This is a genomic window from Pedobacter sp. Hv1, from assembly GCF_001412215.1.
Classification (GTDB): domain Bacteria; phylum Bacteroidota; class Bacteroidia; order Sphingobacteriales; family Sphingobacteriaceae; genus Pedobacter.
Genome location: NZ_LLWP01000004.1, coordinates 210,891 through 236,309 on the forward strand (window position 1 = coordinate 210,891; position 25,419 = coordinate 236,309).

A 25,419-nucleotide genomic window follows, 5' to 3' on the forward strand; every position below is an offset into this window, starting at 1 on the left:
CTTTCAATCGATTGTAAACAAATTAAGAATATCGCTTTTTAGAGTTGTTATCCAATAAAAAATTACATTAAGTAATACTTAGACTCTTGGTAATATTTCTTTTCTCTAACTCCATTGTTTTCAAAAATTTATATTCTTCTACTTTAACCAGATCTTTTAATTTGGTATAAATTTTAATAAGTATATTAAAGTTTAAAATGGTTACTAAGCTAAAAGCATTTTCTCTGCAATAATTGATGCATTTGTGCGCATAAGAAATTGCTTTGGCAAATTCGTTTCTATTAAGATGTTGTTGAGCTTTGATAGACATTAAAAAAGCATTTGCATATTTTGATGTCGATTTTTGATTGAGGTGTTCTATTATTCTTTCTAATTCTTCTGCTTTTTTACTGCCAGGATTTTTTGAGGTTTCTAAAGCCAGAATATATAAGAGATAGAGGTGATATTTTCTGTAAAATTTAGCAAATAGTGGATACAATTTTTCAATAGACAAGATCAAATGAACTGAACCTTTTGTATTGTGCTCTAATTCATTAATTAATAAAATGAACAAGTAAGAAATCAATCTTTTTACTTGAGCTATCGACACTTCATAACTCTCTTTTTCTGTTGTATTAATCTCAAATGTTTTAACTTTTTCTAAAAAAGCAAGGTTGATATTTTTATCACCTGATAATTTAGCATTGATGAAGAGTGCAGTTTCGAATGGATCTATTGGCCATTCTTTTGTAATTGCATTCAGTTTCAAGAAAAAGTTAAGCCGTTCTTTTATATTTTTTAGGTTTAAATTTAAACAATCAGAAATTAATAATATGGATTGATAGATCACAGCATTTTCTTTGTTGTCTACCATACCAGAGAAAAAAGTAATGATACTTTTAAAGGAAGGAGAGAGGAAATCTTGTTGAACAAGTTTGGTAACAAATTGATCTTGCAATCCGTTCTTTTTTAATTGTACCGCATCTCCAGGCTTGTATTTTAATTGGTGCTTAATGTTTTCTAAAGTGAACAAGAAAAAGTAATTTTCATTCTGATTGTTCAATTTTAATTTGAAAATAAGTTTGATTACTTCATAATTGCCATTTCTTATCGCAGTAAATATAGACCATTGCAATAAACTAGCTGATAAATTAGGGTGGTAAGCTGTTGTAATTTCTGCTAAGAAATTTTCATTCATGGTATGCTGTGTACGCTCCAATAATTCTTTAAACAGAAAATATTCAAAAATATGCGCATGTACAAAACCAACGGTTTCTATCAGTATACCATTTTGTATCTGTTTATGTTCAACAAGTATCCCATCAGCAAGTAATTCCATGTATGCTTGCTTAAATATGGTAAAATCATGAAAGAACAGTTTTTTATCAACCGATAGGTTACTGTGCCCATAATCACTAAATTGTATGATTTTTTTACACAGAATGAGTTTCTCTAACGATTGATTGGATCTGTAAATATTCTCTAGGATATATTTTAAATAGATTTCGTGAAAGATAATGTCTGTATGAAATTCACTTTGTGGATATTCCTCTCTTAGTTCATTATAGAACTTGAAATAGTAAGGGTATTTAAGTTTAGATTTAACCTTTAAGTCGAGTTTTTTCTGCGCTTTATGGTCAATATTATTCAAAACTAGGTCTACTTCCTCAATCGTGAATTTTGGTACATTCGAAGCCTGTTCATGATTGTAATAACTACCCGAATACCATTTTTGTCTTAAATAATGAGAATTGCGCATTAATGAGTAAAACCTAACCCAATAATAACTTCTCATACTCAGCACCAATTTAATGGCAGAACTATCTTCAATTTCACATAACCAAGAAATGATGATTTCGAATATTTTTGATTTTTCCTTATTAGCGATGAACAGCTCGTGGAACGAATCTATAATGATTACAAATTTATTTCCGGTTTTCTCGTAATGGTTATTTAAAGCGGGAATTAGATTTCTGCTTTTTGAAATATTTAGCCTTTTTTTGATTTCGGTTTCAAAACTTTGATGATTACCCTCTTTATCAAATACATCGGTAGCATTTATGAATAACACAATGTCGTTGTGAAATTTGGCCTGGGGTTTAAAAAATAGATTTTGCACCAAATGAGAGAGGAGGGTACTATTTCCATAGCCAGGTTGCGAAATGAATGCTGTAAAACTAAAATTTGATTTATAAAAATATTCAAAATCTTGAATAGCAAATTTTCTATTTATTGTTGCTTTATATGGTATTGCAGAATGATTGACAATGCCACTTAGGGTATTTTGAGAAATTGCTTTTGCTTTTAAAGCAACATGTTTCCAATCTTCTACATCTTTTTTATAAATAGGGGTAACGCTAGATTTTAATACAATTTCTGTATCAGAACTATCTACATATTCTAAGAGGGTATTGATGGTAAACTTAGAGAAGTTATGTTTCACTACAGCAAAGCCGAAAAGTCTCTTGATAGTGGTTTTACTGATGGTTTTATTTACTTTTTTACTGATCGAAAGTGCAATGTGCTGGCAATCTGATGGCGAAATAAATTTAATTCCTGCTTTTTGCAAAATTAAGTTTCTCAGTTCGTTCAGCGCATGGAGATCTAGCATAATAAGGGATAAAAGTTGCGATATATACTACCAATATAGATTTAACTATTAAGAAAATATGTAACTGGAAATTGTGGTGAAATTTCAAGAATGAACAAAAAAATGTCTAATTCTCGTTCAGTTCAATCGCTAGTGAACAAATCGTGAATTAAATAAGTTTTCTTAATAACTAACTTGAACAAAATGAACAAATAAATGCTATTAGACTTGTTTAATGAACAAATCGAATAACAAATATCTATGGATTGGTAGCTAAAATTGTATAAAAAACAGCTTAAACTAAATCCGTATTGTATGAAGTTGACATCTACCTATTCGACTAAATTGATCAAAACGATCATTTTTCTCTTCAGTATTATAGTTATAACGCTAATCAGTAATCTTTCTTATGCACAGACGAAAATTTTAGCAAATACTGCAACAGTAAAATCAAATCCTGTTCAAGATCCTAACAATGCCATACTAGATGATGATAGCTTTGCGATCGTAAAATCGGGAGGTTCGTTACTTGGCGGCGGTCCAAGTGGTGAGCTTGAACTAAAGTTTGCAAGTACAATACCTGCTAATAAAACCACCTTTATCAGGATCGATTTCGATGCCGATGTGCTAAATGCACTTTTAGGTGGTAATTTGGGCACTACACTAGCCGATGTTTTAGGTACGGTTGTATTAGGAAATCACTACTTTAATGTAGGTGCAAGAAATTCAGCAGGCAATGATGTGTTAACGGGCTCAAGTAGTGGAGGTTTCTCTTCTTCTAATTTACGTTTGGTTAAAGATGCAAGTGGCAAATTTTATGTAGCCATTACGCCAGAAAATCCTTATGATAGGGTTTATATCAAAGATGTAACCAGTGCCTTGTTACTGGGAAGTTCAAATCAGACAAAAGTATATAACGCTTTTTATATATCTGGTACAGGTAGTTGCGATCCGGCCTTTGCAACAGATTTTGAAGGTACTGGATTAACAGTAAGTCTTTTAGGAGTAGGTAAAGCAGGTGTTACCAATATGCAGAATGCGATTGATAACAATTCCTCAACTGCCTCTCAGATTAGTTTAGGTGCATTAGGTGTTGCTGGTTCAATTAGTCAAAATGTTTACTTTAATTCTCCTTCAAATTCTGGCGATGAATTTAATGTAAGATTAGGCGTTGATCCGGCATTACTTAATGTTGGTTTATTAAATAAAATATCTGTTAGTGCCTATAATGGAAATAATTTGGTCTATTCTGAAGCATTAACTAATAGTTTATTGGGTTTAGATTTAATAGGACTTTTAAATAGCGGTCAGGTGGTGAATATACCATTTTCACCTGGTTCAGCTTTTGATCGGGTTAAGATAACGCTAACCTCTCTTTTAAATGTAAATGTAACCCAAACCATTAGTGTTTATGGGGTAACCAGATCGGCACCAAGACCTACTTTTAGTGCACCGTATTCAAATGCAATGACGGCTTGTTACAATACTGGAGCAGTATTGGGGGCCACAACAGCCGCAACCAATCAACTAATTTGGTATGCAGCTTTAGATGGGGGTGCGCCATTAGCTACTACTGCTTTTAACGGAACCTATACTACAGTAGCATTAACAGCTAATAAAACTTATTATGTAGCTGCCAAAAAAATTGGTTGCCCAGACGAATCGGCTAGAGTTGCAGTAAATGTTACTGTAAACCCTGCAATTGTTCTGCCTACAACTACTTTGGCAAATGCAATTGTTGCTACGGCTTTCTCAAAACAAATTACCCTAGCAACAGGTGGTACTGGACCATATACTTATGCCTTTGAGGCAGGCGGTACCTTGCCACCAGGAATAACATTAAGTAGTACAGGCTTATTATCTGGTACACCAACTACCGCAGGTACCTATACATTTGGTATTTCTGCAACAGATAGTAAAAACTGTAAAGTTACTACTCCACATACACTTAAAGTTAACAATGCACTTGTTCTTGGCCCATTGGCTTTGCCAAATGGAACAGTAGGAACATTATATCCAACACAAGTGATACCAGCTGCAACAGGTGGCAGTACACCATATGTGTATACCGCAACCAATTTGCCTCCAGGTTTGTCATTTAATGCAACAACGAGAGAAATTACCGGAACACCAACAACTGCAGGAACATTTGTGGTACCTGTTAAGGTTACCGATGGTGATGGAAATATAGTGATCAGAGATTATACGATTATTGTAAAAGATCCATTGAGCATACCAGCAGCTACTTTAGCCGATGGAACAGTAAATACACCTTATACTATTCAAACTATTCCTGCGGCTATTGGCGGAACAACTCCTTATACTTATGCTGCAACCAATCTGCCTCCAGGTTTATCATTTAATACAACAACCAGAGAAATTACAGGAACACCAACTACAGTTGGAACCTTTATTGTAGCAGTAACTGTTACCGATGCCGAGAATAAAACGGTAAATAGAAATTATTCTATTAAAGTAACTGAAGCACTATCGTTGCCTGCTAAAACATTGGCTGATGGAACAGTAGGTGCTGTGTATGTTACCGAAACATTGCCAGCAGCACTTGGTGGTGTAGGTCCTTATACCTATGCGGCAGTAAATGTGCCACCTGGCTTAAGTTTTAATACAACAACTAGGCAAGTGAGTGGAACACCAACGCAAGCTGGTAATTATTCCATTCAGTTAACGGCTACAGATAGCGAAGGAAAAACGGTAAGCAACAATTATGCATTGAAAGTAATAGGTGCGCTATCACTCCCTACCATGGCATTGCCAGATGGTACAGTAGGAGATGTGTATCCGGTGCAGATATTACCTGCTGTTACTGGTGGTACTGCGCCCTATACGTATGTAGCAAGCAATCTGCCTCCGGGTTTGTCATTTAATGCAACAACCAGAGAAATTACTGGTACACCAACAGTAGGTGGAAATTATTCAATTTCGTTAAAAGTTACAGATGCCAACTCGAATGTTGCCAATACCAACTATGCAATTACCATTAAGGTTAAAGCACCAATTGCCGCCAACGTAACTACCTGTAATGGTACAAGTGCCACCTTAACAGTGTCAAATTTGCAGGCAGGTGTTACTTACAATTGGTATGGTCCAACTGGTAATACACCATTAACTACAAATAACAATGGTACTTATACCACAGCAGTTTTAAATGCCAATACAACTTTTTATGTTGAGGCAGTTTCTGGTACTGGGGTAAGTAGCAAAACAGCAGTTAATGTAACCATTAATGCTTCGCCTAATTTGCCTACCATTACTACAAACAACCAGGTGGTTAATAGTGGTCAAAATACTGTTTTGCAGGCAAGTGCCGATGCAGGCCTTACCATTAATTGGTATGGTGTTGCTACTGGAGGCACTCTATTAGGAACAGGTACTAGTTTTACTACACCTAACTTATCAACCACCACAACTTATTATGCAGAAACTGTAAATGCAAATGGTTGTAAAAGTGCTACTCGTGCGCCTGTAACTGTAACAGTTACCACTGGTGGTGGTGGTACAGCATGTAATGCTGCAAATTCACAAAATACAGGTATCATTTCGCTTTTATGTGTGTTGTGTAATATCACAGGACCAACAAATTCAACTGATGCAGATCCAAATAACTTTACAAAAATTACGCTCTCGGTAGGTGTTGCCGCTACAGGATACCAAAGACTAATATTCCCAACTGCTGGTTTAAGTACCGACAGTATTCGCTTAGATTTAGCTACGCCAACAGGATTATTAGACCTTTCGGTATTAAGCGGTATCACCGTTAAAGTGATGAATGGATCTACAGTAGTAAGTTCGTACCCATTAAATTCATCGTTGATCTATTTACAACTGCTCAGTGGAAACAGATTTAAAGCAACTGTACCTGCTGGTGCAGATTTTGATCGTGTTGAAGTGAGCTTCAGTGCTGTAGTAGCTGCATTAAGTAGCTTAGATATTTATGGTGCCGAAATTATTTATCCAAAACCAACCATTGCTGCTTCTGGTCAATCTGTTTGTTCAGGAAGCACAGCTGCATTAAGTGCCACACCAAATGGGGGTACTACTTTAACTTGGTATAGTGCAGCGACTGGTGGAACACTTTTAGCTACTGGAAATACCTATACAAGTCCGGCATTAACAGCTTCAACCATTTATTACATCCAAGTAAGTAGAAATGGTTGTGCTAATCCAGAACGTGTACCAGTTAATGTAACTGTTGTACCAGTTTTAGCAGTTCCAGTTGTAGCCGCTGTTGGTGCAAGTTGCGAAGGTTCTGCTGTTGTTTTATCTGTAACAAGTCCAGACCCAACAATTACCTACAAATGGTATGATGTGGCCACTGGTGGAACATCATTGTTTAGTGGAGCATCATTTACTACGCCAGCATTAACTGCAAGCAAAACTTACTACGTAGAAGCAACTAAATTAGGTTGTACCAGTGCTACAAGAGCAGCGGTTCCAGTTACCGTTAACCCTCGTCCAAGTTTGCCACAAGTACAATCTTCAGTATCAACAATAACTGCTGGTCAGACTGTAATTTTAACAGCTACCTCTACAGATTCAAATGTTGACTTTAATTGGTATACTTCTGCTAATGCAACTGCACCAGTATATACAGGTGCAACTTATGTAACTCCACCACTTAATGCAACCACTACATTTTATGTAGATGCCAAATCTAAAACAAATGGCTGCGTATCTGCAAGTAGGGTAGCCATCACTATCAATGTTGACAATGGGGGTACTCCAAATCCAGTACCATGTGAGGGGGCTGCAGCCGAAACAAATGGTGTAAATGGAGTAGCCTTGCTTTCGGGTGTGGTTAATTCAGGCCTAGCAATTGATAATGATACCCAAACCGCATCAACATTGTTGATGCCAGTTGGTGCATTGAATGCATCAGTCTATCAAAGATTAACCTTTGGTAGTGCTGGTAATATTGGCGATGCTGTAAAAGTGTTGATCAGCTCGCCTGGAAAATTACTATCATTGGCACTTTTAGGAAATGTTGAGATCTCTACTTCCAACGGTGGAGTAAGCAATAATGATGCAGTATCATTGGGAGGTGCTTTGGTAAGCTTAGAATTATTAAGTGGAAATACCCAAGCATTGGTTACCATTGTACCTACTAAAGCATTCGATGCTGTTGAGATTAAATTAAATTCTGGTGTTTTAGGTGCCTTAACCTCAATTGGTGTAAATTATGCACAACATGTTATCGCAGCGCCAGAAGTTACCACGGCTAATGCTACTGCATGTTTAAATCAAGCTACAACACTATCGGTTAAAAACCCTAAAGCTAACCTAACCTATAAATGGTATGATGCTACTGGAGTTTATCAAACTGGTAAGGATGGCGTAAGCTTCACAACACCAGCTTTATCAGCAAATACCAAATATTTTGTAGCTGCTAGTTCTTCAACAGGATGTTTAAGTGCTAAATCAGAAATCAATGTAACCATTACTCCAGCTCCTGTAGCACCAACCTTATTGTCAAATGATGTCACTACTTGTTCTGGCAATAATGTAGTATTACAAGTAAAAGACCCAATAGCTGGAATAACCTATAAATGGTATAATGCAGCTGGTGTTTATCAAACTGGAAAAGATGGAACTTCATTTACCATTGCATCAGTTACTGCAAATACCACTTATGCTGTAGAAGCGGTTAATGCCTGTGGTTTAGCTTCAGCTCGTACTACGGCAACCGTAAAAGTAGGTACATTAGATCCTCCAATAGTTACCCCAGCTTCTGTAAGTATAAGTTCTGGATCGGTAGCCATACTAACCGCTACATCAAGTACAGCAAACGCAGTAATCAACTGGTACCAAACCGCAACTTCTACTACCATTTTGGCCACAGGTAATTCATATATTACCCCAACATTAACAACTACCACAACTTTCTACGCAGAAGCATCGGTTCCGGGTGGTTGTGCTTCGGTACGTGTGCCAGTTGTGGTTACAGTTATTCCTGGCGGACCACCAACAACAGTACCTTGCGGTTCGGCTACTATTGCTGTGGCAGATGGTGTAAGTGGCGTGGCCCTTTTAGCTGGTGTGTTTAATCCAGGTTTAGCAGTAGATGATAAAATTGAAACAGCTTCTTCTTTAGTAATGCCAGTTGGTGCTTTGGGTGCTTATGTTTATCAAAGAGTTGGCTTTACTGGCGGACTTTCGAATATTGGCGATGCCCTACGTATTAAAATTACTTCGCCGGGTAAATTGTTATCGTTAGGTGTACTTCCATCTATTGGAGTAGTAACCTATAAAGGAGCTGTCAGCAATAATGATTTAATGTTCGCTTCAAATCCACTAATCAACATAGAATTGTTGAGCGATAACAGTAGCGCCATTTTAACATTTATTCCTACCGCACAATTTGATGGCGTAGAAGTAAGGTTAAACTCTGGGTTGTTGGGAGCTTTAACTTCGGTAGATTTAAACTACGCACAAAGAATAGTTGCTGCACCACAAGTAAATGCAACAACTGCAAGTGCATGTCAAGGTGCATCGGCTACATTGAGTATTAAAAATCCAACAGTTGGGGTTACCTATAAATGGTATTTAGAAACTACTTATCAGACAGGAAAAGATGGTACCTCGTTTACCACACCAACAACTTTGGTAGCTGGAACTTATAATTATTATGTTACCGCTTCATCAAATGGTTGCGAAAGCTTACCAACAAAAGTTGTGGTTACTATTTTGCCATTACCTGCACCACCAGTAGCTGCAGTAGGAAATCCGACAAGTGTTTGTTTTGGAACTGCTGCTACCTTAAGTGTTCAACAAGTTGCAGGTATTACCTACAAATGGTATGATGCCAGCGGAACGGTATTGGTTGTAAACAACAATACTTATACCACACCTACAAATCTGCCAGTTGGTACTTATGATTTCTTTGTAGAAGCTGTAAATGGCAATAGCTGTAGCAGCGCTGCACGTACAAAAATTACCCTTAGTGTGGGTAGCTCGGCGCTTGCTGCAGATATACAGGTAAGTGGTACAACTTCAATATGTGGTTCAACTACTACTACTTTAACTGCAAGCAGTACTACAGTAAATAATCCAATATTTACTTGGTATAGTGATGCCAACCTTACCACAGTAGTGTTTACAGGAGCGGTATTTACTACACCAGTGCTTACGGTAAATACAACCTATTATGTAACGGTTAAAGGAACCAACAAGTGCGAAAACAAACCTGCTGATGCCAAAATAGTGGCTTTAACTGTAAATCCACCAGCAACAAGTGCTGATATTACAGTTTCTACACCACCTCCAGCATGTGGTTCTACAAGTGTTACATTAGCTGCAAGTACTACAACAGTTACCAACCCAATATTTACATGGTACAGCAATGCGGCATTAACCACTGTTGTAGCAACTGGAAATAGCTTTACTACACCAACATTAACCGCAACTACAACTTATTATGTAACTGTTAAGGGAAGCAATAAGTGCGAAAATACTGCTGCAACTGCAAAAACAGTGGTTGTCGTGGTTAATCCAAATGCGGTTGCTGCCGATATTACCGTGAGTGGTAACCTATTTACTTGTCAGAACAACTCTTCTATGTTAACGGCAAGTAGCACTACAGTTACCAATCCAATATTTACCTGGTATAGCAATGCTAACTTGACCAATGTGGTATTTGTTGGCTCAGTGTTTATTACCCCAGTGCTTACTGCAAACACTACTTATTATGTTACTGTAAAAGGAGATAATAAATGTGAGAATTTAGTTGGTGCGGCCAAAGACGTCACAATTACCATAAATACAGGGCCACTAACACCAATCATTTCAACCACTGGAACAACAATCTGTGCCGGAAATGCAACCATCTTAACCATCCAAAATGCCCAAACTGGTGTGAGCTACGAATGGTATAATGATGCAACAGCTGGAACATTGTTATTCACAGGCTCATCATTTACCACACCAATTTTAAATGTAAATACAGATTATTATGTAAGAGCAGTAGGAACAACAGGTTGTACAGGTACAACGGCTAGGGTTAAAGCAACAGTAACCATTACCACAAAACCGAATACACCTACACTAAATGCCTCTACCATCAATGCATGTGCTGGTAGTACAGCAACAATTACAGTAACTAATGCTGTTGCAGGCATTACTTATATCTATTATAGCAGTGCAACAAGTAACATTCCATTGGGTACAGGTGCTATCTTTACTACACCTGTTCTTACAGCCAATACAGTTTATTTTGTAGAAGCGAGTGCTGGTAGTTGTATTTCTAGTGGTCGTGCACAAGTTAACATTACTGTTAATGCATCTCCAGTTGCACCATCAAGTTTGTCGAGCTCTAACACCTCACCTTGTTCTGGTAGCACCGTGGTATTGAGTGTCAATAATCCAGATGCCAATTTAACTTACAGATGGTATACCACAAGTACAGGTGGAACCGCTTTGTTTGAAGGCAATAGTTATACTACAGCTCCTTTAGCAACTACAACTACCTATTATGTAGAGAGTGTTGCAAAAACCGGCGGATGTGCTAGCCCTACCAGAACATCAATTACAGTTACGGTAGCCCCAGTTTTAGCTACACCAGTTGTAAGGGTAGAAACTGTAACCAATAACAGTATTTTGTTTAGTTGGAATGCTGTATCTGGAGCAACATCTTATGAAGTTTCTACCAATAACGGAACTACTTGGATTGCATCAACCGGAACTAGCTATTTAGCAAGTGGTTTACAGGCCGGACAAAGTGTAACCATTATTGTAAGGGCAAAGGGACAATTAGGTTGCCAAACCAGTGCCAATTCTACACCAACTACCGGAACAGCTACCAACCCATCTAGTGATGATTTGTATGTGCCTAATACATTTACACCAAATGGTGATGGAAGGAATGATGTTTTCTATGCTTATGGTACAGTAATGAATTTTAAAATCCGAATCTACAACCAATGGGGTCAGTTCGTTTTCGAATCGCTATCCATTACACAAGGATGGGATGGAACCTTTAAAGGAACATTACAGCCAAGTGGGGTATATGTATACTATATCGATGTAACATTCAATAGCGGTAATAGTAAAATGCTTAAAGGAACGATAACACTTTTAAGATAATTATTGGCTTATTAATAATGGTGAAATGATTTTAACTAAAACGATACCGATGAAAAATATAAAATTGATAATAGCACTTACCTTGGGTTTAAGTTTAGGAATAAAGCAGTCAAATGCGCAGGTAGATCCTCACTTTTCTCAATATTATGCCAACCCTATCTGGCTAAACCCTGCTTTAACAGGTGTAACTGAAGGCGCTTATCGTGTAAACGTTAATGCCAAACAGCAGTGGAGTAACTTAAACAATGGCTTTTTAACAGCAGGAGCATCTTTTGATGCTGCTCCGGTTAAGAATCTGGCTTTTGGAGGAATGATCATCAACCAAAGGGCAGGGGCAATTAGTTACAATCAGTTAAATGTATTGGCCTCGGCTGCCTATCGCATTAGATTTGGCCAAAATGGCGATCAGATTGTGAACTTTGGTATGCAGGCTGGAATTATCAGTAAAAGTTTTGATGCTTCTAAAGCAACTTTTGGTAACCAGTATAATCCTGGTATGGGTTACGATCCTTCCATGCCATTTAATGAAAACGTGAACTCTCAAGATTTTGTTGCACCAGATATCAATGCTGGTGTGATGTATTTTGACGGAAGCAGTTATAAAAGCGCCAATGTTTTTGTAGGTGCCTCAGTAGCCCATATTAACCAGCCAAAAGACAAGTTTGTGGGTGGTGATGCTAAGATACCCATGCGTTTTACAGGACATGGTGGTGTAAGGTTTAAGGTAAACAACATGTTGGCCCTTACGCCAAATGCATTGTATATGAAACAGGGAAATGCGGAAGAGTATGCTTTAAGTATGTACGCCCAATTGATGCTAGATCCACAATCTGATCTTCTTTTTGGGGGCAACTATAGATTTAAAGATGCTGCCATTGCTTATGTGGGTGTCCATTTTAAAAGTATGGTATTTGGCCTGAGCTACGATTTCAATACATCAGACTTGAACAGAGCTACCGGAAGTAAAGGTGGACTAGAATTATCAATTTCATTTAACAGCAGAAAAGGCATTGTAGGCCCTAACTTCTTCTGTCCTAGACTTTAATTTTTTGACTTATGAAGACCATAAAAATTTTTCTCGTACTATTTTGTACTCTTTCGTTAGCTAAAGCCCAAATGGTTTCTAACAATAGGAGAGTGGCCGATGTCTATTTTATCAATAAAGAATATTATGCAGCAGCAGAATATTATAAAAGGTCATTGCAGATTTCTTCAGACAGTGTTGGTTTTACGGTTCCTTATGCCTTTGAAAGCAAGGTCAAAGAGCAAAAAGGTGAAATCAAAAAAGATGAATATGAATATTTGGTATTTCAATTGGCATCGTCGTTACGATTGTACAAGAACTTTCAAGATGCTGAAAAATGGTACCTCATTGCCAACGGTTTTACCAATCCTAAATATGCATTGAGCATGTATTGGTATGGCGATTGTTTAAGGGCCAACAAAAAATATGATGATGCCATTACGGCTTTCAATAGTTTTATGGCAAAGTATTCAATTAACGATGGGTATAAAGAAAAGGCAGATCTAGAAATCTCATCTTGTAAGTACGCCTTAAACGAAATGAAATATCCGAGATTGTTTAGATTGGCGAGACTGCAAAATGACATTAACCAAGCAGGCTCAAATTATGCTCCTGTGCTGAACAACCAAGTTTTTTATTTTACTTCATCGCGTCCTGTAAATATGATTGCAGGAAAAAACCAGGTATTGGGTGGGGTACAAAATGCGGTTAAGGTGGTGAGAAAAGAAACGCCGTACATCAATACCATTTATGCCATTCAAGACAATAGCCCTCGTGCGTCGAATGTAAGTATTAAAAAAGTACCTATTGATGTAAAAAAGATGGAGGCAGCTGCTATTTCCATTCATCCTAACGGAAATATGATGTTCATTACCGCATGGGTAAATAAAGATGAAAAGATAAGAAGTATCTACATCTCTAAAAGAACAGGTACCAATTGGTCTGATCCGGTAGCATTGGGTAATGAAATTAATGTAGAAGGTTACAATTCAATTCAGCCTTTTATTAGCAAAGACAGTAAATATTTGATCTTCTCTTCTGATAGACCCGGTGGTTCTGGTAAATACGACCTTTGGTATGCCACATTAGCTGCTGATGGAACTGTGGGCAAAGCAACCAATATGGGCAGTAAGATCAATACCCCAGAAGATGAACAAGCACCATACTATAATTATAAAACCAAAAAACTGTTGTACAGCAGTAATGGAAAAATAGGCTTGGGTGGTTTTGATTTTTACGAAAGTACAGGTGATTTTGATAACTGGACAACACCAGCAAATATGGGTTATCCATTCAACTCGGCTAAAGATGATATCTACTTTACCTCGTTAGATGATCTAGATAAAGAAGGTTATATCAGCTCAGATCGCGAATCAGTTTGTTGTTTAGAGGTTTTCCAGATTTCTAGAAAACAACTAACAGTAACAGGTGCATTGATTGATTGTGCTACAATGAAACCGCTAGAAGGCGCTAAAATTACGTTAACGGGTAACGATATAGATAAACAATCTGTATTAACCGATGCCAATGGAAGTTATAGTTTTCAGCTTAATTCTAATCGTGGCTTACAGTTAAATGCTACAATGGACAATTATTTTGCTAAAAACCTGAACTATTCTTACGATCAGCTAGTGGTAGCAGATACTTTGTTAAGTGCAAATTTATGTTTAGAACCTATTGTAATTGATAAACCAATTGTATTGGAGAATATTTTTTACGAGTTTGATAAAGCAGAATTGACAGAAGCCTCAAAAGTTACCTTAGATAACTTGTATAGTGTGATGGTCGATAATCCTAATATTGAGATTGAACTTAGCGCACATACTGATATCATCGGTACAGAAGCGTATAACCTTGACCTATCTGCCAGACGTGCCCGTTCTTGTGTAGATTATCTGGTAAGTAAGGGAGTTACAGAAAGTAGGATGACATGGAGAGGTTATGGGTATAGCCAACCTATTGCGCCAAATACAACGATAGATGGAAAAGACAATCCAGAAGGACGAGCCTTAAACCGACGAACAGAATTTAAGGTTACCAAAAGCAAATAAAGTGAAAAGCCTTCTAGAAATCTAGAAGGCTTTTTACTTTCAATTTTAGTATGAATGTGTCAAATTTTATCTTGTTGAACTTATCGAAAGCTCTCTTTTTATTAAAATGCATATCATTGTCTATGCTAATGCAATTAACTTAGTTATTCTTAGCTTTCTTAGGTGGTAAAATATAACAGCTATTAAGCCTTACCAATAGATGGTATAAAGGGCAACCAATAATCCGATAATTAATAAAGCACCTACCGCAAAACCAGTTGTGGTTTTAAACATCTTGGCATCAATTTCCAGTCCTTTGGGATTAACCCCATTTCTGTTTTCGAACATGCTGATGATAACCATACCAATGATACAGAACAAGAATACAAAACCCATTCTATCAATGAAAGGGATTTCGTAAACGCCAACAGCATTTTTTACAGCAAATCCTACATCCGAAAGGAAAGCTAAGTCTACCATTCCTGGTAAGAATTTCAATAACAATGATAATCCAAAACCACCAATTGTGGCAAATAAAGCTGCATTAGAAGTGGTTCTTTTCCAGAAGAAGCCCAAAATAAACATGGCAAAAATACCTGGAGATACAAAGCCTGTATACTCTTGGATATATTGGAAGCCTCCTTTTTTATCGATCCCTAAATGAGGGGCAATCAGCACACCTAAGAGCATTGAACCAACAATGGCTATTTTACCAATAACGACTAAATTTTTCTCAGAAGCATCTGTTTTTAATACTTTTTTATAAATGTCTAGCGTAAAGATGGTGGCAATACTATTGGCCTTACCAGCTAAAGAAGCCACTACAGCTGCAGTTAAAGCTGCAAAAGAAAGCCCTTTTAGTCCGGCAGGTAATAAATTTAACAATACTGGGTAGGCACGATCTGGATTTACACTGCCGTCTTGTAGCATTTCGGTCTGAAAAGCACCATCTTTATAAAGCACATATGCTGCAATGCCCGGTAATACTACAATAATAGGCATTAAGAGTTTTAAGAAAGCGGCGAATAAAATTCCACTACGTGCTGTTTTAAGGTCTGCACCTAAGGCACGTTGGGTAATGTATTGGTTACAGCCCCAATAATTTAAGTTTACAATCCACATACCACCAACTAATACACTTAAACCAGGCAAGTCGATGTAGTTTTCATTGTCTGGTTTCAAGATCATATGAAAATGCTCAGATGCCTTAGCAGTCATTACATTATAACCTTCAAAAATGCCTTTTGTGCCATAATGGTCTGATACTAGATTTAAAGCCAGGTAAGTAGTTGCCAGTCCGCCTAAGATCAAAAAGAACACTTGGATCACATCTGTATAACCAATTACCTTCATACCGCCGAGTGTAATGATAATGGCAAATGCAGCAATGGCATACATACAAGCGTCAATACTGAAACCTGAAATACTACTTACCGCAAGTGCACCTAAATAGAGGATGGAAGTAAGGTTAACTACTACATACAACAAGAGCCAGAAAACAGCCATAATCATAGCTACAGTGCCATTGTAACGCTGGTGGAGGAACTGGGGCATGGTAAATATCTTGTTTTTAAGATATACAGGTATAAAAAATACCGCTACCACAATTAAGGTGGCTGCCGCCATCCATTCGTAAGTGGCAATTGCTAAGCCCATTTTAAAGCCAGATCCGCTCATGCCAATAAACTGTTCGGCCGAAATATTCGAAGCGATTAATGAGGCTCCAATGGCCCACCAGGTTAAAGAACCCTCTGCCAAAAAGTAATCTTTAGAACCACCAGAGGCAGATTTCTTTTTCTTGTAGATGTACAGGCCATAAGCCGCTACAATGACGAAGTAGATTAAAAAAACAATATAATCCTTCGTGTCTAGTAAATTAGTTTTCATTCATTATGGTTTTTTTGGTTTAGCATTCTAAATGTAATCAATAGGTAAATAGGTTTCAATAACAATTTAACTACACATTGAATTGTTAGCGAACAGGTTAGATGTATCTGTTGATCAAATTCTCTAAGTATTCTTGTTTGCCACTGGTGATTGCCGGTTCGCCATTTGCTACAGCGTAGTTTCTCAAGTCTTCTAAAGAAAGTTTACCCTGTTCAAACTCTGCACCTTTACCAATATCGAAAGAGCTGTAACGATCGCTTCTGATCTTTTGATAATCCGATTTTTGCAAAATGGCATCTGCAGTAACCAAAGCACGGGCAAAAATATCCATTCCACCAATGTGGGCATAAAATAAATCTTTAGGATCTGTAGAATTGCGACGGATTTTAGCATCGAAATTTACACCACCACCTTTTAATCCACCACCTTCTAAAATGATCAACATGGCTTCTGTCAGTTCATTAATATCATTTGGGAATTGGTCAGTATCCCATCCATTTTGATAATCGCCACGGTTGGCATCAATAGAACCTAATAAGCCATTATCTACTGCAACCTGTAGTTCATGTTGAAACGTGTGACCTGCTAATGTAGCATGGTTCACTTCTAAATTGAGTTTGAAATCATTCAAAAGGCCATATTGTTGCAAAAAGCTTTTCACAGTTGCGGCATCGTAATCATATTGGTGTTTAGAAGGTTCACATGGTTTAGGCTCAACAAAAAAAGTACCTTTAAAACCTTGTTTACGGGCGTAATCTTTAGCGGTATGTAAGAATTTTGCCAAATGTTCTTGCTCACGTTTCATATTGGTATTGAGCAAACTCATGTATCCTTCTCTTCCTCCCCAAAACACATAATTTTCTCCATCTAAGGCAATAGTTGCATCTAAAGCGGCTTTTACTTGAGCGGCGCCATGTGCCAATACATGAAAATCAGGATTGGTTGAAGCCCCATTCATATAACGTTGATGGCTGAATAGGTTTGCAGTTCCCCAAAGTAGTTTTACGCCACTTTCTGCTTGTTTTAATTTGGCGTATTCAACCAGTGTTTGCAAACGGTGCTCGTTCTCTACAATATCATTTGTGTAATCAACAACATCTACATCATGAAAACAATAATAAGGAATTTGCATCTTGGTCATGAATTCAAAAGCAGCATCCATTTTATCTTTGGCACGCTCAATGGCATCTTTCTTTTCATCCCATGGGAAAATATGTGTTGCACCACCAAAAGGATCAGCACCATTTCCATTAAACGAATGCCAATAAGCACAGGCAAATTTGAAATGCTCGTTCATTGTTTTGCCTGCCACCACTTTATCGGCTTCATACCATCTAAAGGCCATTGGATTATCGCTCTGCAAACCTTCAAACTGTATTTGGTCTATGCCTTTGAAAAATTCCTTTTCTCCTTTTACTACTTTTGTCATTGTAATTATATTTAGGGGTTCTAATTTGATAGTGCTTTGATTAATTGTTTTTTCCAGTCTTGATAAATGGACTCGTATGCGGATGAGTTTTGAGGGGTAAGTTGTTTGAATAACTCGTGTTGTGAAAAGGCTGCTGCTGCATCTTTAAAAATACCTGCACCAATACCTGCACCCAAAGCGGCACCAACACTTCCATCGTTTTCATATAGTTCTACGGGTACACCTGTTACATCTACAAAGGTTTGTGCAAATAGATCACTTAAAAATAGATTTGCTTTGCCAGCCCTAATTACTTTTGGCTGCATTCCGTTTTCACGCATAATGTCTAATCCGTACCTGAATGAAAAAGCAATTCCTTCTTGTACTGCCCTGAAAATATCTGATTGATTGTGGATATTGAGGTCGATATTGAGCAACTGTGCGCCAGTATATTTGTTGTTCAGCATTCGCTCTGCACCATTACCAAAAGGCAATACCTTTAACCCTTTACTGCCAACTGGCGATTGTGCCGCAATATGGTTCAGTTCAGTGTAGGAGAGCTGTGGTGCAAAATTATGCTTGGCCCATCTGTACATACTGCCAGTACCATTGATACACAACAAAACACCGGTGTGTTTCTTTTCTGGGGCATAGGTAACATGTGCAAAGGTATTCACCCTCGATTGCGGATCGTGGGTCAATTGATCGCTTATCCCATATATTACACCAGAAGTACCTGCAGTAGCTGCAACCTCGCCAGGTTGAAGTACATTTAAAGACAAGGCATTGTTAGGTTGGTCGCCAGACTTATAAGCTACAGGTATTCCTGCTTTTAAACCCAATAGTTTGGCAATGTCTTCTTTTAGGTAACCATGTTCTGCAAAAAGAGGTCTTATTTCTGGAATTAAGTTTTCATCTAGCCCATAATGGTCCATTACATCTCTAGAAATTTCATTGTTTTTAAAATCCCAGAAAATGCCTTCAGATAGGGCAGGGATGCTGGTGGTAATTTCGCCAGTTAGTTTCATGGCAATAAAATCACCAGGCAACATTATTTTAGCAATACTACTATAGATATTAGGTTCATGTTGTTTTACCCACGCTAATTTTGAAGCGGTAAAATTTCCTGGCGAATTTAAGAGGTGGTTTAATGATTTTTGATGCCCGATAGTATCAAAAGCTTTTTCGCCCAGCTCAACTGCTCTGCTATCACACCATATAATGCTATCGCGTAAAACTTCTTGGTGCTGATCTACCACCACCAAACCATGCATCTGATAGGCAATACCTATTGCTTTGATTTCTTTTAGATCGAAAAGATGGAGCGCATTTACTTTTAAGATGGCTTGTTGCGTATTGTGCCACCAATCCATTGGCGATTGTTCTGCCCAACCAGGCTGAATAGATTTGATGTGAGTCTCTTCGTCTGGATATTGTACAGTAGCTACACATTTTTGGGTGTGTACATTAACAACGGCAACTTTTATAGATGAAGTGCCTATATCAATCCCTAATAAATACATTGAATTAAAATTTATATCTAGTTTATGCAAACGGTTGCATAAAGATATACGTTAATTTAACAAAGTCAAATATTCTCTGTTTTTTTTCAAACTATTTTAAGAATTTCTGCAATTTATCTTCTTGATTTTCAACTATCGTGAAAAGAAGTATAAAAGTAAATGAGCTTAAGCAGTAGCAGAATTCTCCGTAGATTGTCTTTCAACCAAAGAAGGTTCTATTACCACGTGGCTAATGTTCTGGTAAGGATCTTCTTGTTGGATCATCTTTAAAAATAGCTTTGCGCATTCACTACCCATTTGATTGGGGTGTTGGTCTATTGTAGATAGGTTAGGGGTAATGTAGTCGGAAAAGGCTTCGTTGGCAAAACCGATTACCCCAATTTTAGGTGGGGTTTCGTTAATTTCTTTTAATTTTTTAATCACACCCAATGCGGTAAAGTCGTCTGCTGCAATAATCGCATCAGGTTGAAGTTCATTGCGCATCAGCTTAGCTGCCCCAAATCTGCCATCTTTAATGGATAGACCTCCAAAAATGATATTTTCTTCTAAAATAGGAAGATTGTTGTCTTTCAATGCTAATTGGTAGCCTTTTAATCTATCGTTAAAAATCTTGATCTGGTGGATGGTAGTTACAAAAGCAATATTTCGATAACCCTGGTCAATTAAATGTTGGGTAGCGAGGTAACCTGCTTTAAAGTCATCTATGGTTACTGTTGGTGCTTTTAAATCCTCATGTACACGGTCAAACAGAACCAAAGGCTTCTGCTGTTTAATAATTTCTGCAAAGTGAGCTACATCTTCAGTTTCTAGAGACATAGAAGCCATAATTCCGTCAACTTGGGCTTCTAATAAGGTTTTAACCCCATTGATCTCATTTTCAACAGACTCATTAGATTGATAGAGAATAACACGATACCCACTGTCTTTTAAACCTTTTTCAATGCTATGGATAATAGAAGCAAAAAAATGGGCCTGTACACTAGGTACAATTACACCTATGATATAGGTTTTACCAGATTTTAACGCAGAAGCTAGGCGATTTGGGCTATAATTGAGCTTTTTGGCTGTTTTGATCACAGCTTCTCTGGTGGTTTCGCTAATGGCAGGAAAACCACTAAGTGCTCGAGAAACAGTTGAAACTGTAATGTTTAGCTCTTTCGCAATATCGTATATGGTGGTTTTCTTTTTCACGTGTTAAAGTAAGTTAAAATCTATGATTTTTTTAGCAAACTAAATAAAAAATAGCAGCATTTCTACAATAGAAAAAAATAATTGAAATAAAATTATGCAACCGATTGCAATTTTGTAATATCCTTAAATTGTGACAATCAATAGGGCAAATAAACTAGTGCATTGGGTTTGAGCATTTTAAAGCTATGTAAGCATAAGATCTCATTATTGATCAGCTAATTTCTATTTTTCAATTATAATTAAAATCTAATTTTATTGCATTTCAATCAATTTTTAAGGGGCTTTTTTTGCGATTTTAGAATTATAAATGCTATTTTGAGCGAAATACAAAATCTATGATCATTTGGGGTGAAGAGCTCTGATATAACCAAATCAAAATGCAGGTAAAAAAATATTTAGGAATTTCGGCAATGGTGGTGTTGATGGCATGTAACAATGCAACTAAACAACAAGCTGAAACTAAAGATTCTACTGCTCAACCAGTAGAAAAAATTGCGGCAACAGCAGTAAGCTTTAAGGAAGCAAAATTACAAACTATCTATACATCATATATTAGTTTAAAAGATGCATTGGTACTTGCTAAACCAACCGAAGCACAAACTGCAGCAAAAGCATTAGCCGCAGAACTAAAAAATTATAGTGGTTGCGAAAACACAGCCCTGATTGCTCAAAAAATAGAGAGCTTAAAAGATCTTGCAGGGCAACGCAAAGAATTTACAGCTTTAAGTTCTGATATTATTGCCATGTTTAAACATGCCGAATTAAGTTCGGGTGCAATATTTGTTCAACATTGCCCAATGGCTAACAAAGGAGATGGGGGAGATTGGTTGGCATCAGAGAAAAAGATTCAAAACCCATATTATGGAAGTGAGATGATGGAATGTGGGGCCGTAATAGAAGAAATTAAAGCGAAATAATTTTTTCATTTAATATGGAGGCTTTTCATGTAAAAATTAACATGAATTTAACATCATTGTTAAGTTTGAAAGCCGTTTTTTAAAAACAGATTAACTATTTTTGTTATTTATAAATTATAAGATATATGTCAGCTATTGCAGAAATTAAGATAGACGGTAAAACTTACGAGTTTCCAGTAATTACTGGAACCGAGGGTGAGAAGGCCATCGATATTTCAAAATTAAGAGACCTTACTGGTCACATTACTTTAGATTTAGGTTATAAAAACACTGGATCTACAAAAAGTGCCATTACTTTTTTAGATGGTGAATTAGGTATTTTAAAATATCGTGGTTACCCTATTGAGCAATTAGCAGAAAAGTCTACTTTTTTAGAGGTTGCTTATTTATTGATATATGGCGTTTTGCCTAAACAACAAGAGTTGGATGAATTCCAAAGCACAATTAGTAGACATACACTGATCCATGAGGATATGAAGAAGTTTTTAGATGGTTATCCTTCTAAATCACATCCTATGGCTCAAGTTGCTTCTCTGGTTTGTTCTTTATCTACTTTTTATCCAGAGTCGTTAAATGCAAATTCTTCGAAAGAAGAAATGAATTTAACCATGATCAAATTGTTGGCTAAATTCCCAACTATTGTTTCTTTCATCTATAAAAAATCTTTAGGACATCCACTAATCTATCCTAAAAACAAATACGATTATGTTACCAATTTCATGAACATGATCTTTGGTCAACGTACAGAAGAAGTAGAAATCGATCCTGTGGTAGTAAGCGCAATGAATACTTTGTTAATTCTGCATGCAGATCATGAGCAAAACTGTTCAGCTTCTACTGTAAGAATGGTAGGTTCGTCTGATTGTAATTTATACGCTTCTGTATCTGCAGGTATCTCTGCTTTATGGGGCCCATTACATGGTGGTGCAAACCAAGCAGTAATCGAAATGTTAGAGCTGATCAAAGAAGATGGTGGTGATACAGAAAAATGGATCAACAAAGCTAAAGACAAAAATGATCCTTTCCGTATGATGGGCTTTGGTCACCGTGTATACAAAAACTTTGATCCAAGAGCAAAAATCATTAAAAAAGCTTGTGATGATATCTTAGAAAAATTAGGTATCAATGATCCAGTATTAGAGATTGCTAAAAAATTAGAAGAAGCGGCTTTGAACGATCCTTACTTTATCGATCGTAAATTGTATCCAAACGTAGATTTCTATTCAGGTATCATTTACAGAGCATTGGGTTTCCCAACTGATATGTTTACGGTATTGTTTGCCCTAGGTCGTTTACCAGGATGGATTGCACAATGGAAAGAGATGCATGAGAACAAAGAACCAATTGGTCGCCCTCGTCAGGTTTATGTTGGCGATGTGAACATGGAATTTGTTGATATTGCAGACAGAAAATAAAACTGAATAATCAATTCATAAAAAAGGCTCATTAGTAATAATGAGCCTTTTCTTTTGTATACTGCTTTTTATACTGCAATGTAATAGATGATATTTAGAATAATTACCTCTGTAATTTTAAAAGCAACACTATAAAGGGCAAATATGGCAATCATTCTCCATACAGTTGTAGAATTGCTACGGTTATAAAAAATCTTCAAGCTTTTAAACATATACCATAATAACCAAGCTACTACCACAAAGGAAACAACGCTGGCCAATATAGAAGCATTTCCAAAAACATACTTGTTAAGTGGTTTGGTAATAATTTGCACCAAAAAGAATGCGGTCATTCCGTGTATGGTGAAAATGAGATGATCTAGGTAATAGATATGGTTTTTTCTAAAATTGATCGAAATGAAAAGCGCCATCAGCGGCATTAGTAAGAAATATTGTTTCGGGCGGTTATGTTCCAATTGTTCTTGGATAATTTCTGAATTTTGTCCCATTTCTATACTACGTTTTTTAACCAGTCTTTCAAAGAAATTATCCTGTTCCATCATAGGTAATTTCTTTTGTCTGGCTAGGTAGGAGAGATAGGTACTATCTTGTCTACTGATATGGATAAGGTCGAGTTCCTCAATAATTTCAGTCAATGAGTCAGATTTTTTAACCAAATTCTGAGCCTTCAATTCTCTTAAAACGGTGTCTTGTTGTTTAAAGGTATATCTAGAGAAGGTCTCTTTAACCATGCTTTGCTTTATCGATTTTTTGGCTTTACTAACGAGCTTACTTTTACCAAGATTAAGCTCATCTAATGGTTGTTCCAAACTATCGAGCGCATCTGCTTTGTGTATGTTTTGGGCAACAACGGCACGTTCTTTTTCTGCCTTATGTTTTTTATTAGGTGTAGAAACAACTAAGAAATAAACAATGGATACAAAAATATACATGCTTACCGGATTGATGTATCTGGCTCTTTTGCCCGCTAGATAATCTAAAGTTACTTTTCCGGGTTTGGTTAATAAGGGAACTAAGGTTTGAAAAAACTTATTGTCGAAATGGAAATAATGGGCAATACTATGACTAATAAACTGCCAAAAGTTTTCTTTAAGCTCTAAATTGGGTTGCCCACAGCTACTGCAATAATGTTCTTCTACATGAGAGCCACAATTTAAGCAATTGTGGTCTTTTCTATATTTTCCGTTAGACATTAAAAAAGGAAGATTTTGATTTTAAAAACTCAATTTTACAAAATATTAGACCATTACAAAACTAAAGGCCATTACAATTAAAATACAAATGGTGAATACGATTACATAACAAAAGCCCAAGAAGAAGATTTTGAGTATGGTTATCCATCTTTTGCTTCCATAAAATGTTCGCAAAGATCGGTAGATATACCATAGGATGTAGATCACACCTAAAAACTCAAGCCAACCATCAATATTTACCACAAATCCAAATAGCCATTTGAGTAACATCATAGCCAAAACGCTTAAGAATATAGCCGAATGCAAGTGGAAAGAATAGATGATATGTTCGTAATAGAATTTCTTTTTATTGATGTAGACTAATTTGAGAATCAATGCAAATAATGGCAACAAAAGGAACATCATTTTAGGAATATTGTGTAATAAATCTTCTTTAAATTTCTCTCCTGGATTTGGATATTGATTGAGCTCTATAACTCTTTTTGAAAAATAGTGTTTGATAAAACCATCTCTTTCTGCTTTTGGAAGTGCCAATTGTTTTTTTTCATATTGGGCAACAGTCGTATCATTTGATACCCAATCGCCACGCCATTTACTTTTCTTTTTCTTTGTCCCCATTCCAAATTTAATACCAGCATTGCTACTATCTTTTAGAACGTCTTTTTTAGCTTCATTTATAATACTATCCTTCAGTTTGCGATCTACAGGAATATAAGCTAAAGTTTTTTCTAAACGTTTTACATCAATATTAGTTAAACTATCTTTTTCTGTTGGCTTTAAGGTAGTAGTCGTTTTTGTTTCTTTAGCTTCACTCTTCTCGGGTTTTTGCCCGCTAAAAATGGCAATGAAAAAAACAATGCTTATAAAAATATATAAACGGATAGGATGGATGAATGAAACCCTTTTCCCTTCTACATATAATTTGGTCAATTGACCGGGTTTGAGCAAAAGAGGTTTCAGAGTACCAAAAAACTTATGTTCGAAGTGAAAATAATCTGCAATAGCGTGTGCTACCATATGTAGCGCATCTTCCTTTACAATAATATTCTCTTGACCACAATTTGGACAAAATTTTTCCTCTACAATATGGCCGCAATTAAGACAATCTTTTTCTTTTCTGAGTTTAACGGATGACATGGGGATGAAATGTGATTGATTTAAGCGCT

General features: G+C 36.7%; 12 protein-coding genes. 5 read left to right on the forward strand and 7 right to left on the reverse strand.

From position 1 onward, the window contains the following. Positions 1 to 67: 67 nt before the first annotated feature. A complete protein-coding gene (locus tag AQF98_RS08740; protein WP_055131557.1) occupies positions 68 to 2,590 on the reverse strand; it encodes a hypothetical protein in 2,523 nt (840 codons plus the stop codon). A gap of 294 nt (positions 2,591 to 2,884) precedes the next feature. On the opposite strand from AQF98_RS08740, the gene AQF98_RS08745 reads away from it, so the two are divergent. Genes AQF98_RS08745 through AQF98_RS08755 form a run of 3 tightly spaced genes read left to right on the forward strand, consistent with a single transcriptional unit; the run spans position 2,885 to position 14,740 of the window. Next, entirely contained in the window at positions 2,885 to 11,665 is an 8,781-nt protein-coding gene (locus tag AQF98_RS08745; protein ID WP_055131558.1) for a putative Ig domain-containing protein, read from the forward strand. 49 nt (positions 11,666 to 11,714) lie between these two features. Beyond that, positions 11,715 to 12,710 (forward strand): PorP/SprF family type IX secretion system membrane protein, encoded by a 996-nt coding sequence (locus tag AQF98_RS08750; protein WP_235524201.1) that lies wholly within the window; start codon positions 11,715 to 11,717, stop codon positions 12,708 to 12,710. An 11-nt stretch (positions 12,711 to 12,721) separates the two neighbouring features. Continuing rightward, a complete protein-coding gene (locus AQF98_RS08755; protein ID WP_055131560.1) occupies positions 12,722 to 14,740 on the forward strand; it encodes an OmpA family protein in 2,019 nt (672 codons plus the stop codon). 189 nt (positions 14,741 to 14,929) lie between these two features. Here the strand turns inward: AQF98_RS08755 and AQF98_RS08760 are convergent, their stop codons facing one another. The 4 genes from AQF98_RS08760 to AQF98_RS08775 all read right to left on the reverse strand — a co-directional run bounded on the left by AQF98_RS08760 (position 14,930) and on the right by AQF98_RS08775 (position 20,728). After that, complete coding sequence (locus AQF98_RS08760; protein WP_055131561.1) at positions 14,930 to 16,606, reverse strand: sodium/sugar symporter; 1,677 nt, start codon at positions 16,604 to 16,606, stop codon at positions 14,930 to 14,932. Positions 16,607 to 16,703: 97 nt separating this feature from the next. Continuing rightward, entirely contained in the window at positions 16,704 to 18,035 is a 1,332-nt protein-coding gene (gene xylA, locus AQF98_RS08765) for a xylose isomerase (protein ID WP_055131562.1), read from the reverse strand. Positions 18,036 to 18,055: 20 nt separating this feature from the next. Then, positions 18,056 to 19,537: a xylulokinase gene (locus AQF98_RS08770; protein ID WP_055131563.1), complete on the reverse strand. Its 1,482-nt coding sequence runs from the start codon at positions 19,535 to 19,537 to the stop codon at positions 18,056 to 18,058. A gap of 165 nt (positions 19,538 to 19,702) precedes the next feature. After that, the gene (locus tag AQF98_RS08775; RefSeq protein ID WP_055131564.1) at positions 19,703 to 20,728 is read right to left on the reverse strand and encodes a LacI family DNA-binding transcriptional regulator; all 1,026 of its coding nucleotides are present in this window, start codon (positions 20,726 to 20,728) and stop codon (positions 19,703 to 19,705) included. Positions 20,729 to 21,105: 377 nt separating this feature from the next. Here AQF98_RS08775 and AQF98_RS08780 point away from each other — a divergent pair, with 377 nt between their 5' ends. Both AQF98_RS08780 and AQF98_RS08785 read left to right on the forward strand, forming a co-directional pair. After that, the gene (locus tag AQF98_RS08780; RefSeq protein WP_055131565.1) at positions 21,106 to 21,645 is read left to right on the forward strand and encodes a DUF3347 domain-containing protein; all 540 of its coding nucleotides are present in this window, start codon (positions 21,106 to 21,108) and stop codon (positions 21,643 to 21,645) included. A 125-nt stretch (positions 21,646 to 21,770) separates the two neighbouring features. After that, positions 21,771 to 23,060: a citrate synthase gene (locus AQF98_RS08785; RefSeq protein WP_055131566.1), complete on the forward strand. Its 1,290-nt coding sequence runs from the start codon at positions 21,771 to 21,773 to the stop codon at positions 23,058 to 23,060. 68 nt (positions 23,061 to 23,128) lie between these two features. On the opposite strand, the gene AQF98_RS08790 is transcribed toward AQF98_RS08785, so the two are convergent. Both AQF98_RS08790 and AQF98_RS08795 read right to left on the reverse strand, forming a co-directional pair. After that, positions 23,129 to 24,253 carry a DUF3667 domain-containing protein gene (locus tag AQF98_RS08790; RefSeq protein WP_055131567.1) on the reverse strand — a complete coding sequence of 375 codons (1,125 nt, stop codon included), beginning with the start codon at positions 24,251 to 24,253 and terminating at the stop codon, positions 23,129 to 23,131. Between the two features lie 45 nt (positions 24,254 to 24,298). Then, positions 24,299 to 25,390: a DUF3667 domain-containing protein gene (locus AQF98_RS08795; protein ID WP_055131568.1), complete on the reverse strand. Its 1,092-nt coding sequence runs from the start codon at positions 25,388 to 25,390 to the stop codon at positions 24,299 to 24,301. Between the last annotated feature and the right edge of the window lie 29 nt (positions 25,391 to 25,419).